This is a genomic window from Pseudomonas sp. Pseusp16 (assembly GCF_047324915.1).
Lineage (GTDB): Bacteria > Pseudomonadota > Gammaproteobacteria > Pseudomonadales > Pseudomonadaceae > Aquipseudomonas > Aquipseudomonas fluorescens_CD.
This window is the reverse complement of the sequence record NZ_CP168522.1, coordinates 486,833-503,406: the sequence shown is the minus strand read 5'-3', so window position 1 is coordinate 503,406 and position 16,574 is coordinate 486,833. Positions and strand designations below refer to the sequence as shown.

Here is a 16,574-nt window from a genome sequence, read left to right as displayed (position 1 = left end):
CAGCCGGCCTGTTTCTCTCGTAGCTCACTCAAATCAGATTAACGCTGAGAGAGGGGGGACTCCTTGGAAATCAGGGCCGCCTGTCCAGCCATCGGTTTGACCCACGTCAGGTAGGCCAGCACCAGCAACACGATCCAGACCACACCGACGATCAACGCAGCCTGTGTGTCCGGGAAATAGCCCAGCACACCGAAGACGAACAGCATGAAGGCAATCGCCGCCATCGGCGCATAGGGCCAGAACGGCACCGGGAACTTCAGTTGCGCAACCTGCTCGGCACTCATGGAGCGACGCATGGCCACCTGGGTCAACAGAATCATCAGCCAGACCCACACCGTGGCAAAGGTCGCGATGGAGGCGATCAGCAGAAAAACGTTTTCCGGGATCAGGTAGTTCAGCAACACGCCCAGCAGCAGCGCGCAGCTCATCACAACGACCGTCAACCACGGTACGCCATTGCGCGACAAGCGGGCGAAGCCTTTCGGGGCGTGCCCTTGCTGAGCCAGGCCATACATCATGCGACCCGCACCGAAGATGTCACTGTTGATGGCCGACACTGCCGCCGAGATCACCACGATGTTGAGGATAGTGGCCGCCGAGCTGATGCCCAGGTTGTCGAAAATCTGTACGAACGGGCTGCCCTGGCTGCCGATCTGCTGCCACGGAAAAATCGACATCAGCACCAGCATCGTCAACACGTAGAACAGCAGAATACGCAACGGCACGGCATTGATTGCCCTGGGCAGCACATGTTGCGGATCCTTGGCTTCACCAGCGGTAACACCGATGATTTCAATGCCGCCAAAGGCAAACATCACCACCGCAAACGAGGCGATCAGGCCTCCTACGCCATTGGGCATGAAGCCACCCTGGGTCCAGAGATTGCTGATATCCGTCGCTTGGGCACCCGGCGCACTGTTGATGCCAAACAGCATGATGCCGAAGCCGCCCAGGATCATTGCGACGATGGCCGCGACCTTGAGCAACGACAACCAGAACTCCATTTCGCCGAAGACTTTGACATTGCACAGGTTCAAGCCGCCGACCACCGAGACGATGCCCAGCACCCAGATCCAGCGGGAGACTTCGGGGAACCAGAACCCCATGTAAATGCCGAACGCCGTCACGTCGGCCATGCCGACGATGACCATTTCAAACGCGTAGGTCCAACCGAGGATGAAGCCCGCCATCGGCCCCAGATAGGTGCTGGCGTACTGGCCGAACGAGCCGGCCACCGGGTTGTGCACCGCCATCTCACCGAGGGCGCGCATGACCATGAACACCGCCGCGCCACCGATCAGGTATGCGAGCAGGACCGCGGGGCCAGCCATTTGAATGGCCGAGGCAGAACCGTAGAACAGCCCGGTTCCGATCGCCGACCCCAGTGCCATGAAGCGAATATGTCGGGCTGAGAGCCCTCGTTTCAAACCTTTTGCTGGCTGATGCATTTCTCGTCCTTATTTATTCTTGTCCGACGCAAAATCGATTCGCTGTAGGAGCGAGCTCGCTCGCGATGGTCGTCAACGATAACGTGCCCTGCCTGAACGCCCGCGTTGCCCAGGCGTTCTTCGCGAGCAGGCTCGCTCCTACAGGAGGAGCCCGTTACAGGCTCGGCAGCAACTTCGCCGTCACCAGCTCATTCAGGCAGCGCGAAGCCAACAACTCAGTCGCCGCATTGATGTCCGGTGCAAAGAAGCGGTCCTTCTCATAGAAGGGCACTTCGTTGCGCAGGATGGCGCGGGCCTGTTCCAGTTTTGGCGAGGTCTTCAGGCCGTTGCGCAGGTCCAGGCCCTGAGCCGCCGCCAGCCATTCCACGGCGAGAATCCCGCGGGTGTTCTCGGCCATTTCCCACAGGCGCTTGCCGGCCGCCGGGGCCATCGAGACGTGGTCTTCCTGGTTGGCCGAGGTCGGCAGGCTGTCCACCGAATGCGGATGGGACAGCGCCTTGTTCTCGCTGGCCAGGGCCGCCGCGGTGACCTGGGCGATCATGAAGCCGGAGTTCACGCCACCGTTGGCCACCAGGAACGGCGGCAGTTGCGACATGTGCTTGTCCATCATCAGCGAGATGCGGCGCTCGCTCAGCGAGCCGATTTCGGCGATGGCCAGGGCCATGTTGTCGGCGGCCATGGCCACCGGCTCGGCGTGGAAGTTGCCACCGGAGATCACGTCGCCTTCGGCGGCGAACACCAGCGGGTTGTCCGAGACGGCGTTGGCTTCGATGGCCAGCACTTCGGCAGCCTGACGGAACTGGGTCAGGCAGGCGCCCATGACTTGCGGCTGGCAGCGCAGGGAGTACGGATCCTGGACCTTTTCGCAGTTCTCGTGGGAGTCGGAGACTTCGCTGCGCTCGCCCAGCAGATCGCGGTAAGCGGCGGCGGCGTCGATCTGGCCTTTCTGGCCACGGGCGGCGTGGATGCGCGCGTCGAACGGCGAACGCGAACCCAGCACCGCTTCAACGGTCAGGCCGCCGAGGGCCAGGGCACCGGCGAACAGGTCTTCACCTTCGAACAGGCCGCGCAGGGCGAACGCGGTGGACACCTGGGTGCCGTTGAGCAGGGCCAGGCCTTCTTTCGCGGCCAGGGTCAGCGGGGTCAGGCCGGCGACTTTCAGCGCTTCGGTCGCTTCCATCCACTCGCCCTTGTAACGCGCCTTACCTTCGCCCAGCAGCACCAGCGACATGTGCGCCAACGGCGCCAGGTCACCGGACGCACCGACCGAGCCTTTCAATGGTATGTGCGGGTACACCTCGGCATTGATCAGGGCGATCAGCGCGTCGATCACCACGCGGCGGATGCCGGAGAAACCACGGCTCAGGCTGTTGACCTTGAGCACCATGATCAGGCGCACCAGCTCGTCGCTGATCGGCTGGCCAACACCGGCGGCGTGGGACAGCACCAGCGAGCGCTGCAGGTTTTCCAGGTCTTCGCTGGCGATGCGGGTCGAGGCCAGCAGGCCGAAACCGGTGTTGATCCCGTAGGCGGTGCGGTTCTCGGCGAGGATCTGCTCCACGCAGGCCACGCTGGCCTCGATCTGGGCCGCAGCGCTGTGGTCGAGGGTCAGTTTCACCGGCTGCTGATAGACGTCACGCAGTTGGGTCAGGCTCAGTTGGCCGGGGATCAGGTTCAGTGTGTGCATTTTCAGGCTCCTATAACCGGGGTAATCATTGGCAGGCTCAAGCCCTGCGCTTTGGCACATTCAATTGCAATCGGGTAACCGGCATCGACGAGTCACGAAACGTTGCAGGTTTACTGTCAGTCACGAAAAAGACGCTCAAGCGATCAATTCAAGCCAACCCAGGCAGTGGGCAAGCCAGCCTGTGCGCATCGTTGCGCGACAAGCGAATCAGTGGCTGTCGCGGAGAGCCTCAAAGGACTCATACGCACACGCATTTACTTGTACATACAATCATATGCAATCAAGCGGCCAACTTGTTGGACAGGCATTCAAGAAAAATTCGGAAGGGCTGGAGAGCGCCAGAATCAAGGGCTCTGGCGTTGGTGAAATTTTCGAGGGGATTTTTTGAGGACGAGGTGATTGTTACCTGAGCGTGGTTTTACGCTACACCGGTGGGGGTTGGTAACACCGAGGCTCACTTCTTCAGGACGGGACAGACTCAAAACAAAAGGGCCTTGCGGTGCAGGTCCGGGTTGAAACCTGCACCAGGAAAATCGCCACCTCTCGGGCTCTGGGCAAGCCCGCAGGATTTACCCGCAGAACCGGCTTAGCATGCGCCTGCCACTGTTCGCTGAGGCGCAACGTAGACGTCCTGTTGTTTCGCTCGCTGGGTCAGCACCAGCATCGCCAGGAACCCGAGCACAATCAGTACCGGATACGCCATCAACAGTTCGGAAAGGGAAAATTTCCAGGCCAAAGGGCGCCCGACACCCAGCATGGCGGCATACATCCAGGACACGGCGGACAACGAACCGCAGGCCAACGCCAGCATCCGTGCACTGAATCCGAGGTTGAGCAAGGAGCCTGCCTTTTGCAGTGCCGGCAGTACCATGCGATGCAACAGGACGCCGTTGTAACTCAGCAACGCGACAATAATCACTTTGGCTTGAAGCTTTGGATTCATGAAGTATTCGACACCTTTATCCTGGTAATCAATACCGACGACAGCGATCCCCGTTATCCACAAAGCTATTAGTGCAACGACCACAGACTTTTGGAGACTTTCCATGTGAGCATTATCATGCTCAGTGAGCACCTTCCGCCTTAAAAGATCTTTAACCATCGCGACATCACTGGTCAACACCAGACCAATGGCTACACAACACGCCACCAAATGAACGTAAACAACACCCAGACGCAAAAATTCCAGGAATTCTTTATTCCCCAGCAGACTCATAATTGTATTTATCGCCACGGTAATTTCTCCACCTTATTCGACAGTACAGATCGACTTTTTAACAAAATTCTTAAACATAAAAACCCTGTGCGACCTTACTTCTACAAGATAAGCCAAATCATCGACTCGGCACTGTTAACCTCATTGATTCGTTTGGCAAATCAATGACCGGCTTGTTTATTACCTCCCTGAACTTCAGATACCCCCCATTTGCACTCACTGCATTTGAGATTCGATTTCCACTTCTTTTTAGCAATTTCGCGAGCAGGTCATGGCTGACACGCTGAAGAATCAGAGGCCCCAGACGCTCCAATGTTCATTTTCCGAACAAGCCACCGACAAACGGTGTCGTAGCGCAAGTGCAACTGAAGTGACAGTAACAAGCAAACTTCCCCGCTATTCCCCGCGACAGCTGGGCTGATTGATTACATGCACTTCGACAACTGCATATTGGATCCACCAGTTGTTATACATCCCATAACTCGCGCAATAGCGAGCGGCTCTCATCCACAACAAATACCAACTGCATACTCCACGATAACCCGGCGACCCTTTTCAAGCCGGCAGCAACGCAGGATTAATTGAAACCATCAGGGTATCAATCAAGTACATCAGCGATGTGGTGGTTTGGTTCACCAAGGCAGCACAAACTGCATTACGAGAATCCAGATTAATACCGGAAGCAACTCACGACTGCACTTGCTGGTTGCGCGGCGTGCTCAAAATCCGAAGTAAACAAATGCCGTAGCTACAGCGATACCCCACGCGGCCAACGCCATCACCGTTGAGTTGTACGCAAACCGGGAATCTCCCAATCGCTGCAAGCCGGGCTTCGAAAAACCGGTCTGGTCATAACGGCAATGCATGATTGCCCGGTAGGTATACAGGAGGCCGACCAGCAGAAACAGGGTGATCAGGCCGAGGACAAGTCCACGCCTGATAGCCGGTTTAACCAATGGCGCCAGGTGATCCTGTTTGCAGGCAACGCTATCGACTTGCGTAACGGTAATTCGCTGATAGTCCGTCAAGGACTTCTTTTGGCCGACCTGGATTGCAGCTTGTTGCTCCAGATCCAGTGCCTGATACTTCCAGAGCGTTGACGATCCTTTTCGGCAGAAGGTAAATGCAGCAGGACTTGAGACGGCGATAATAAAAGCGTCGTTGATATCCAGCTTTTTCAGCGTTTCCGTGGCTGACCTGGTGAAGCCCAGGTCGAAGACCGAAGTAACCCCGGTAGCAGAAGCCGCGACCGCAACCAACAGGCTGCTCAAGAGGCAGATGGCTGAAATGTTCAAGGCCGGGTTTCCTTTTTCCATTGGTTTTTTTGATTTCGCAGTTCGGTTCCAACCTGCTTTGACGAGCGCCAGTACGCTGCTGGCACCCCGATACCTGACGGGCAATTGAATGGAAGGAGAAAGGGAGGGCTTCCATTGCCCTCCCCTCCCTCTACTGTCCCGCCCTCCTGCGACGGTACTGACCAGGACCTCAAGTGGCCAGAATGAAGTCCGTCTGATCAACGGCCGCACTGCTGACACCAACAAGACGGATGGAGTCCGCCCCGAACCCGACCAACGTGTCCGCCCCGTCAGCCGCTATGCTCACGCTGGCAGCGAACGTCGCGCTGGTGATCCCCAGCCCCGTGACATTGAGCAAGTCCTGCCCTGCGGCCGGATTGGCGCCGAAGTTCAGGATCGTATCGTTGCCAAAACCTGCGGCAGCAAACTCGAAAATATCGTTGCCGGCGACGCCGCCACTCATCAGGTCGTTACCGCCACCGCCGATGAGAACGTCGTCACCCGCCCCCCCCACGAGCATGTTGGAGAGCGCGTTGCCGGAGCCCACGAAATTGCCGCCGCCGCCGAAAAACAGATTTTCGACGTCAGCACCCAGGGTGTAGCTGGCGAGCGAGGTCCACACCGAGTCGTTGCCGGCACCGGCAAGCTCGTTCACCACGTCCCCAAAGTCGGTGACTTCGTAGATATCGCTGCCGACACCGCCGGCCATCGTGTCGGCACCTGCGCCACCGATGATGACGTCGTTACCTGCGCCGCCGGTGAGGGTGTCGTTACCCGCGCCGCCCACGATCGTGTTGTTGAGCTCGTTGCCGCTGCCCGCAAAGTTTCCGCTGCCGCCGAAATACAGACTCTCGACGTTGGCACCCAGGGTGTAGCTCGCGAGCGAGCTCCAGACCGCGTCGCTGCCGCCATCGGCGAGCTCGTTCACCACGTCCCCAAGGTCGGTGACTTCGTAGACATCGTTGTCGACACCGCCGGCCATCGTGTCGGCACCTGCGCCACCGATGATGACGTCGTTACCTGCGCCACCGGTGAGAGCGTCGTTTCCTGCACCGCCCACGATCGTGTTGTTGAGCGCGTTGCCGCTGCCCGCAAAGTTGCCGCTGCCGCCGAAGTACAGATTCTCGACGTTGGCACCCAGGGTGTAGCTCGCGAGCGAGGTCCACACCGAGTCGCTGCCGGCACCGACGAGCTCGGTCACCACATCTCCAAGGTCGGTGACTTCGTAGATGTCGCTGCCGACACCGCCGGCCATCGTGTCGGCACCTGCGCCACCGATGAGGACGTCGTTACCCGCACCGCCCACGATCGTGTTGTTGAGCGCGTTGCCGCTGCCCGCAAAGTTGCCGCTGCCGCCGAAATACAGATTGTCGACGTTGGCACCCAGGGTGTAGCTCGCCAGCGAGGTCCAGACCGAGTCGTTGCCGGCACCGGCGAGCTCGGTCACCACGTCCCCAAGGTCGGTGACTTCGTAGATATCGTCGCCAAGACCGCCAGCCATGGTATCGGCACCCGTACCCCCGATGAGCACGTCAGCACCCGCGTCACCATTGAGGAGGTCGTTGCCGCCCAAGCCGTTCAGGAAGTCGTTGCCAGCACCTCCGCTGGCAATGTCGTCGCCTGCCGTGCCGGTCCATGTGTCAGGACCGGCGGTACCGACAAACACATCACCGGAGGCCACCGGGGCCGTAGCGTCGGACGCAACGCTTTCGACCGCACCGAAGTCATCCACGTAACTGACCACCACGCGTACCTGATCGCCGACCTGAGCCTGGCCAAGCGTGAACGTGCTGGCGGTGGCTCCGACGATGTCGACGAAGGTGACCCCATTGGTCTCCTGCCACTGGAAGGTGAACTGCGGATTGCTGAGGCCATCGACGTCGATGATGGTCGACGTGTCGGCGGTCAACACCTGGTTCGGAAACGCGACCCCGAGGATGGTCGGCCCCGCAGTCGGTGCATTGTTCCCCGACGAGTCGACGATCTCCAGCGTCCCCTTGGCATCCTGATACACCGCTCGAACGCGGATGTTCAGACCGGCGACATCATCCGCCACCCGATAGGTGGCGCCGGTTGCCCGCGACACCTCGCCGGCGGCGAAAAAGGTGATGTCTTCAAAGACACCCGAGCCCGCAGCGTTTTCGACCTGCCAGTAGTAAGCCACGGGACCGGTAACCGCACCGGTCGGATTGGCCGCACTCACGTTGTCCGCGTCGCGGACCGACTGGTCGCTGACGCGCAGCAGTTGGCCGGCGACAGACGCGCCGGTACGCACACCGGTGGCATCATCGAGGATCGCCAGACGCCCCACTGGACCGCTGTTCAACGCGGTGCCAACACCGGACGCCTGCGCCTGGTCGGAGAACTGCAGACGCTCGATGCCCGTCAGGCGATCGACACCATCACGCGCCGCCACCAGGTCGGTCACGATGACAGCGTTGCCATCGACTGTGACGGTGTACTCCGATGCATTACCGGAGAACACCGCGGTGTCGAAGTTGTCAGTGCCGGTCAGAATCTCCCGCACGATGACCAACTGACCCGGGTTGTAAGTACCGTTGAGCATCGCCTGGACCATTGGCTCCATGCTGTTGAAACTGGCGATTTCCGCGCCGGTGCCATCAGCGTTTGTCCGTACGCTGATGCGTACGTTCAGCCACTTGTCGCCATCGATGATGTCGTCACCACCGCGCCCTTCGATGAGGTCGCTGCCGCTGCCACCGAGGATGATGTTGCCACCGTCGAAGAATGTCGCTCCGACAGGCAGCAGACCCGCCAGGCCGTTGATCAGGCTGATGTTGGTCAGCACACTGCCGGTTGCACCTGCGGTAGGCAGCGATGTCGCATCTTCGTTATCACCGCGCAGGAAGTCACCGTGGGACGAACCCGACAGACCTTCCATGATGTCGAAACGCACCAGTGCCGAAGCACCCGAACCCGGCTGCACTGGCACATCGAAGAAGCGGTCGCTGTAATCGACGGTCACGCCCTGGGCGAGATCCTTGAAGGTCGCCCAGTCATAGCCGGAGCCGCCGATATAGCGGTCACCCATGCCGAGACTGCCGACCATGATGTCGTCGCCGCCTTCGCCGTTGAACTTATCGTTCTCGTTGCCGCCGACGAATACATCATTGCCAATGACCGGGTCGTTGCCGAGCGGATCGAAGTTATCGCCAGGTGCACCGTCCGAGGTGCCCTTCTCGATCCAGTCGTCGCCTTCGTTACCCATGTCCTGTTCGTTGGCTTTGCTGCCCAGGATGAAGTCGTTGCCCTGACCACCAATGGCCTCGGAGGCGTCCTCACCGGTCACGATGAAGTCGTTGCCGAACCCGCCAATGATCAGGTTGATGCCGTTGCCTCCGTGCAGCACGTCGTTGCCGTCGCCACCCTGGATGTTATCGTCGCCACCGGTGTCGGTGATGATGTCGTCGCCGTCGCCACCGCGCAGCTGGTCGTTGCCGTTACCGCCGTCGATGCGATCGTTGCCGGCATCCCCCCAGACGGTGTCATCGCCATCGCTGGAGATGAGAATGTCTGCGCCGTCAGTACCACCGAGCACGATATGCTCTTCGCCAGCGTAGCGAATGTAGTTGGTGTCCGGCCCCACGGTCAGCGGGTTGTCGCGGAACACCACCTGCTCGCCGTTCGGGCCGAGCGGATCGACGGTGACCAGGCCTTCGTTGAATTGCCTGCCCTGGTCCACTTCCAGGTAGAACCCTGGGTCCGAGAACACCAGGCCCGGCAAGTGCGTGGCCGAGGTGTTGGCCATGATCAACTTGGCGAAGGAGTTGCTTTCAAGTTCGGCATTCATCGACAGGCCAGAGGTACGCTCCAGGTAGTAGAAGCGGTCGCCGTCCTGCAGTTTTTCCAGCTGGTTCTCGAACACGAAGTTGAAGGTCGTGCCGAGCATGCCGCCGAACGGGGTTTTCTCTTCGGCCAGGCCGCCGATCCAGAGGTCGATGGCATCGACACCCGTGATTGTCACGCCCTTCAGGTCGTCGGCAGTACCCAATACCCCATCCTTGCCGGGCAGTGTCACGTTGGCATAGGCCCCCGTACTGTTGAGGAAGTCCAGGCGGTCAGCTGGCGCACCCACACCACCCAGGACCAGCGCCAGGGCTGCAGCGCGTTTGCCTTCCAGCGTGGTTGCCGCGGTGATCGTGTCATGCGTGCCATAGGCCGCGATGAAGTTGATCAACGACTCAGGATGTTTGAGGTGCTGCACCAGGTCGACCCAGCTGGTGTACGGCTTGAGTTGGGTATCACCGGTTTGACTGTAGATGTCGCGGCGGATCGCATTGAGTGAGGGAATTCCCACGTCGCGACCACGGGCGATGTTAAGCGCCGGCAGGTCGAGCGGCAGGCCGAGCAGGTTGTTGCGCAGCGCCTCGGTCACGAACTCGTCGATTTCGTTACCGGTTTGCCGGGTCACCCCTCGCACGATCGCACTGGTCGCATCCTCTGGCGAAACGCCACTGGCGGCGTACGCCAGCGGGTTGAGGAACGCCGCGATCAAGCCCAGTTGCTGATCGGGATTAGCACTGTTCGGATCACCTACCACATTGAAGTCGATATCGTAGCGATCGACGGTCTCGGTCAGCATCGAGTGGCCAAACCGGTACACGGTGTGGGCGAACTCGGCGACGATCGAGGCATCGAGGTCGACGTCGTAGACCTGGGTCGGTGCGAAGAACAGGTCGACGTTGGGCTGGATGGTCCGCGCAAACTCCTCGAACACCAGGTGCTGATACTGCATCTCGGTGCCGAACTTGGCAGCCTGGAACAAGCGCTCGCCATTCCACAGCAGCGCATCGAACTCAGCCTGGGTGGTTGGCAATGCAGCCACCGGATTGAGCAGCCACTCGTTGAGGAAGGCCACGTCACCCGAATCGAGCACGGTGTCCTTGGTCTGCTGGACCAGGCGGTTGTGCTCGGAGTGGAAGATCGCATGCACTGCGGTCAGGCCGATGTTCTCGTTGACCCGGCCGTCGCCAGCGATGTAGTGAGCGTCGAGCAGTTCGTTGTCATAGGTCAGGTTGTTGCCGGCCCCGTCAACAGGCTGCGCATTGCCAACAAGGGTATCGCCATCCGCCTGCAGAACCCCACCGACGATTACCGGCGCCGCATTGTGGTTAATGTCGACGAGGAACTGGTGACCGGTGCGCACAGCATTGGTCAGGTCAAGGGGAGCAAGCGGATTGCCTTCGACAAGGACGTCATCAGGCGTGCCACCCAGACCGTCAACCCCCTTCATCACCACCATCGGGAAGCCGTTCGGCCCCTTGATGAAATTGCCATAGGCGTCCGTCGCCAATAGCGGGGCATTATCGACATCGGCATCGGTAAGGTTGATACCCAGGATGTCGCGGGCCTGCGCCTTGACCACTTTCCAGGTCGCCATGCCACCAATTTCGACGTCGTCAGCGGTTCCAAACTGGCCATCCACCCCCAGGTCCCGGTTGGTGATTAACCGGCCGGTCGCTACGGGGCCGTTGTCGGTCATTTGATAAGCACGCAGGAACACCTGGTGCGACGGGTGCGAGCTATAGGTCTGGTTCTGGTCCACGAACGGCGTGGTGGTGTTGGTTTGCTCATGGATGTCGTCGGCCGTGCCGAGAACGCCATCCGGCCCTGGCAGGTTGGTCGCGCGGGTCAGCACCATGAAGTTGGTCGGGCTGCCAGGCACGAACAACGGATCATCCGGTTGCAGCGGGATGAAGACGGTGCCCGAACCACCTTTGGTGACCAGGTCCAGACCATGATCGAAGAACTGCCCGAAGAAGGTCATCCAGGCGTTGAACGGCGCAGACAACCCTGCGTCCGCCGTGGTGTTCTCGAACAGATACACATCGTGATCGTCGGCAGTACCGAACTGACCATCCATGCCGGGGCTGGCGACGATATGTACGCCATCCTTGAGCACGTCGTCGTTACCCACCGCGCCGAAGTTGAGCACACCATCCAGGCCCGGATCGAAAGCCGCGGCATAGGCCGCCGGGTTGTTCGCCGTCTGATCGACGATCAGGTTACTGATGGTGCGCGGCTGCGAGTCGATCACAAGGCCGCTGTTCTGCGTATACGACGTTCCCCCTTCCGCCGGATTGAAGACCGGATCGGTCAAGCGCGGGAAGACGTTATCGGCGGCACCAAACTCGGTGTGGTTGTTGCCATTGAGGTTCATCAGGTTGTTGTTCGACCCGTCGACCGCACGCAAGCCCAACGGCGCGCGGATATTCGGGATCAGCGAGAGGATGTCCTGACCGGACGCTTCCGCTTCGGCAATCTTGATCTGGTCAAGAATGAAGTTGAGGTCGGAGCGGACCATGTGAAGGCCCGGGCCACCCGCGGTGGCATCGACTACAGGTACCGCCGCCGTTGGCGTGACCGGTGCACCGGGGGCTACGGCAGTCGTTGGCGTGGAGAACAGGATCTCCGTGGTGCCGTGACCGTCCTGATAGATCGCCTTGACCCGCAACGACAACCCGGCGAGGTCAGGAGAGACCTTGAACGCGGTACCATCGGCGCTTTGGAACGCCAGGTCGCCCGCCGGCAACAGGATGATGTCCTCGAATACGCCGCTGCCGGGAGTGGCCTCGAACTGCCAGACGTAGGACACCGAAGAGTTGGTGATTAATCCCTGCGGATTACCAGGCGCGACGTTGTTGCCATCACGTACCCCGGCCACGCTGACAGTCAGCGTGTCGCCCACCGTGATCGCCCCGCCGTTTCCATCCGTAAGGGTAGGACGGCCAACCGGTTGAGCATTCTGCCCCGGCACCAGCACTTGCTGGGTATCGGCGAATTGCAGGCGTTCTATATGCAGCAGGGTATCGGTGCCGTCGCGACCCGCTACGCTATCTGCCACTGTCCAGACATCGTCCGCCACGCTGGCTGTGCCGCGGTCGTCAACGGTAACCGTATACTCGGACGCAATCCCGGAGAAAATGGCGGTGTCGAAGGCCGCCCCGCCCACCGAAGTGCCGGGCATGATTTCCCGCACGGCCTTGAGTTGACCGGGGTTATAGGTGCGGTCCAGCATGAACGGGATCATGTCGACCATGCTGTCGAAGCTGGCGATCTCGGGACCGGTATGGTTGACGTCACCAGGGGCATACACGGCAATTCTGACGTTGATCCATTTGTCGCCATCGATCAGATCATCGCCACCGCGGCCTTCGATCAGGTCACTGCCATTGCCGCCGAGGATGATGTTGCCCGTGGCAAAGCCGGTGGTCGGCAATCCGGCATCGGCCAGGAACTGGTCCAGTCCGCGGATCAACGCGACATTGGTCAGCGCACTGCCCGTGGTACCGCCGTGGTTGATGATAGTGACCGCGTCGACATCATCGCCTTTGAGTACGTCGCCGAAATTCGAACCGGACAAGCCCTCGACCTCGGCAAAACGGTCGAGAATCGAGGCGGGCGAGGCGCCGACCGGATTGAACACGCCGGCATTCTGGTTTGGTGCATTGCCGTGTGGTTGCGCCAGCGCAGCCAGACTCAGGTCAACGGTCACGCCAACCTTGTCATTCTTGTAGGTCACCCAGTCGAAACCGGACATGCCGTCCATCTTGTCCTGGGCATCGCTGCCGACAAAGATGTCGTCGCCACCCTCGCCGATCATTTCGTCGAAGCCGCCACCACCGACAAAGATGTCGTTGCCGATCACATCGTCATTGAGCAGCGGCGAGAAGTTATCGCCAGGCGCGCCGTCCTGGGTGCCCTTCTCGATCCAGTCATCACCTTCGTTACCGGTAGGTGGCAGGTTGGTCTTGGCACCGAGGATGAAGTCGTCACCCTGACCGCCGAAGGTGGTGCTGATGTCCTCGGTGGTGATGATGAAGTCCTGGCCGTCGCCACCCAGGATCAGGTTGCCTGCAGCAAGCATGCTGCCGACCACGATCACATCGTTACCGGCATTACCTTCCAGGCGGTTGTCGCCGAACGAGTCGGAAATGATGTCATCGCCCGCGCCGCCCAGTACCGCATCGTTCCCGGCACCGCCTTCGAGGCGGTCATCACCGGCATCGCCGTAAAGGGTGTCATCGCCGTCACCGGAGATGATGATGTCATTGCCGGCGGTGCCGCCCATGACGACATGGTCTTCACCGGTGTACCGCAGATAATTGGTGTCCGCACCGGGGGTGTCGGGGTTGTCGCGAATCACCAGCGGCACGACTTCCACGCCGTTGATCATGATGCCGCCCGTCGGATCGGCGCGGCTATCCAGGCCAAGGCCGGTGAACTGAGTGGCCTGATTCACTTCGAGGGTGAACGTTGGCGTCAGGAACACGGTGTTCGCCAGGTGGGTGACATCGGTGTTGAGCATGATCAGCTTGGCAAAGGAGTTGTTCTCCAGCTCAGTGCCGAAGTTCAGGCCCGCGGTACGCGACAGGTAGTAGAAGCGGTCGCCGTTCTGCAACGCCTCCATCTGGGTTTCAAACACGAAGTTGAACGTCGAGCCGAGCATGCCGCCGAACGGCATTTTCTGTTCGGCGAGGCCACCGACCCAGAAGTCGATGTCGTCGACGCCTGTGATCGTCACGCCCGTCAGGTCATCTGCAGTGCCCAGTATCCCGTCCTTGCCGGCCGTCGTTACGTTGGCATAGGCACCGGTGCTGTTGAGGAAGTCCAGGCGATCAGCCGGCGAACCCACACCACCCAATACCAGCGCCATGGCAGCGGCGCGCTTGTCTGCCAGCGTGGTCGCCGACGTGATCGAGCTATGCGTGCCAAAGGCCGCGATGAAGTTGACCAGCGACTCGGGGTGCTTGAGGCTGTCCGCCAGGTCAGCCCAACTGATGTATGGCTTGAGTTGGCTGTCGCCGGTCATTGCGTAGAACTCACGGCGCGCCTCGTTCAATGTAGGGATGCCCGTGTCGCGACCACGCGCCAGGTTCAGGCTCGGCAAATCGAGCGGCAGACCGAGCAGGTTGTTGCGCAACGCTTCGGTGACGAACTCATCGATCTCGTTGCCGACCTGGCGGGTCACACCGCGAACGATCGCCCCTGCCGCCTGGTCCGCAGTCACCCCGCTGCCGGCGAACGCCAGCGGGTTGAGGAAGGCCGCGATCAGACCCAGTTGCGAGTCCGGGTTGGCCGGGTTGGTGAGGAGCGGATTGAACGCAGGATCGAAGCGATCGACGGTCTCGGTCAACATCGAGTGACCGAAGCGGTACACCACGTGGGCGAACTCGGCGAGGATTGCCGGGTTGATCGAGGTGTCATACCCATTGGGCGCAAGGAATTCGTCGACCTGCGGCTGAATGGTCCGCGCGAACTCCTCGAACACCAGGTGCTGGTACTGCATCTCGGTGCCGAACTTGGCAGCCTGGAACAGGCGTTCGCCATCCCACACCAGCGCCGCGATCCCGGCGGGGGTAGTTGGTATGGCGGCCACGTCGTCAACCAGCCACTGATTGAGGAAGGCCAGGTCACCGGAGGCCAGGATGGTGTCCTTGGACTGTTGGACCAGGCGGTTGTGCTCGGAGTGGAACACATGGTGCACGGTGGTCAGGCCGATGTTCTCGTTTACCCGTCCGTCGCCGGCAATGTAGTGGGCGTCGAGCAGTTCGTTGTCATAGGTCAGGTTGTTGCCGCCCGGGCCAACGGGCTGTGCATTGCCGACAGCGATGTCGGCATCCGCCTGCAGAACCCCGCCGACGACTACCGGCGCAGCATTGTGGGCGATGTCGTCGAGGAAACCATGTCCGGTGCTCACGGCGTTGGCCAGACTGATCGGAGCAGCCCGGTTGCCTTCGACCAGTTGAGTGACGTCATCCGCTGTCCCGGCGATGCCGTCAGCACCGTTACTGATGCGAATCACCACCTGCGGCATGCCGTTCGGCCCACGGATGAAGTTGCCGTAGGCATCGGTTGCCAGCAATGGCACGTTATGTACATCGGCATCAGTCAGATTGATGCCGAGAATGTCACGGGCCTGGGCCTTGACCACCTTCCAGGTTGCCATGCCACCATTTTCGCCGCTGCCGTCATCGGCAGTGCCAAACAGGCCATCGGCGCCGAGATCGCGGTTGGTGATCAAGCGTCCCGTTGCAACAGGATCGCCTGCCGCGTTGAGGGTGTACTCACGCAGGAACACCTGATGCGACGGGTGCGAGCTGTAGGTCTGGCTCTGGTCCACGAACGGCGAGGTGGTATTGGGCTGGCCATCATCGGTCGTGCCGAGTATTCCGTCCGCGCCGGCGGTACGCACCGCACGTGGCAACACCATGAAGTTGGTCGGGCTGCCCGGTACGAACAACGGATCGTCCGCCTGCAGCGGAATAAACACGAAGTCGGTAGCGCTCTTGGTGACCAGGTCGAGACCGTGGTCGAAGAACTGGCCGAAGAAGGTCATCCACGAGTTGAAGCTGGCGGTCAGGCCGACGTCCGGCGACACGTTGGGCATGAAGAACACGTCCTTGTCATCGGCCGTGCCGAACACCCCATCCAGCCCGGGGCTGGTGACTATCTGTACGCCATCCTTGAGCACGTCGTCATTACCCGGCACGCCAAAGTTGAGCACACCGTCCAGGCCCGGGTCGAACGCTGAGGCATAGGCCGCCGGGTTGTTGGCGGTCTGGTCGACGATCAGGTTACTGATAATCCGTGGTTGCGGATCGGTTACCGACCCTGTGCCGGCGTATGCCGGCGATAGAAAGGAAGGATCGAGCAGGCGCGGGAAGGCATTGTCCGCGGCGCCAAACTCGCTCTGGCCGGTGACCAGGTTGTTGAAGCTGCCATCGACGGTACGCAGGCCGAATGGGACCTGAGAGTTGGGAAGCAAATCAATGAGGCTTGCGCCATTGGCATTCGCTTCTGCAATAAAGATTTGTTTGAGGATGAACTCCAGATCCGACTTGTTGAAATTGGCCATTTTGGATTGCCCTCGATCTATTTGGGTAAAGGCACGGGACGAGAGAATC

At 60.4% G+C, this 16,574-nt stretch carries 5 protein-coding genes; all 5 read right to left on the bottom strand.

Translation table 11 applies throughout. The annotated features are described in order from the left end of the window. Window positions 1-38 precede the first annotated feature (38 nt). Window positions 39-1,448 carry an amino acid permease gene (locus ACEN8Q_RS02080; RefSeq protein ID WP_413704417.1) on the bottom strand — a complete coding sequence of 470 codons (1,410 nt, stop codon included), beginning with the start codon at window positions 1,446-1,448 and terminating at the stop codon, window positions 39-41. 154 nt (window positions 1,449-1,602) lie between these two features. Beyond that, window positions 1,603-3,135: a histidine ammonia-lyase gene (gene hutH / locus ACEN8Q_RS02075; RefSeq protein ID WP_413704416.1), complete on the bottom strand. Its 1,533-nt coding sequence runs from the start codon at window positions 3,133-3,135 to the stop codon at window positions 1,603-1,605. Between the two features lie 586 nt (window positions 3,136-3,721). Beyond that, window positions 3,722-4,369, bottom strand: coding sequence for a hypothetical protein (locus ACEN8Q_RS02070; protein WP_413428895.1), 648 nt, complete (start codon window positions 4,367-4,369; stop codon window positions 3,722-3,724). A gap of 701 nt (window positions 4,370-5,070) precedes the next feature. Continuing rightward, a complete protein-coding gene (locus ACEN8Q_RS02065; protein ID WP_413704415.1) occupies window positions 5,071-5,646 on the bottom strand; it encodes a hypothetical protein in 576 nt (191 codons plus the stop codon). Window positions 5,647-5,836: 190 nt separating this feature from the next. Further along, window positions 5,837-16,525, bottom strand: a complete 10,689-nt coding sequence (locus tag ACEN8Q_RS02060; protein ID WP_413427003.1) for a peroxidase family protein — start codon at window positions 16,523-16,525, stop codon at window positions 5,837-5,839. Window positions 16,526-16,574: the final 49 nt, after the last annotated feature.

Bases quoted from the DNA above. Each gene is read 5' to 3' on its own strand.
- ACEN8Q_RS02080 (WP_413704417.1), bottom strand. From the start codon at position 1,448: ATGCATCAGCCAGCAAAAGGTTTGAAACGAGGGCTCTCAGCCCGACAT.
- hutH (WP_413704416.1), bottom strand. From the start codon at position 3,135: ATGCACACACTGAACCTGATCCCCGGCCAACTGAGCCTGACCCAACTG.
- ACEN8Q_RS02060 (WP_413427003.1), bottom strand. From the start codon at position 16,525: ATGGCCAATTTCAACAAGTCGGATCTGGAGTTCATCCTCAAACAAATC.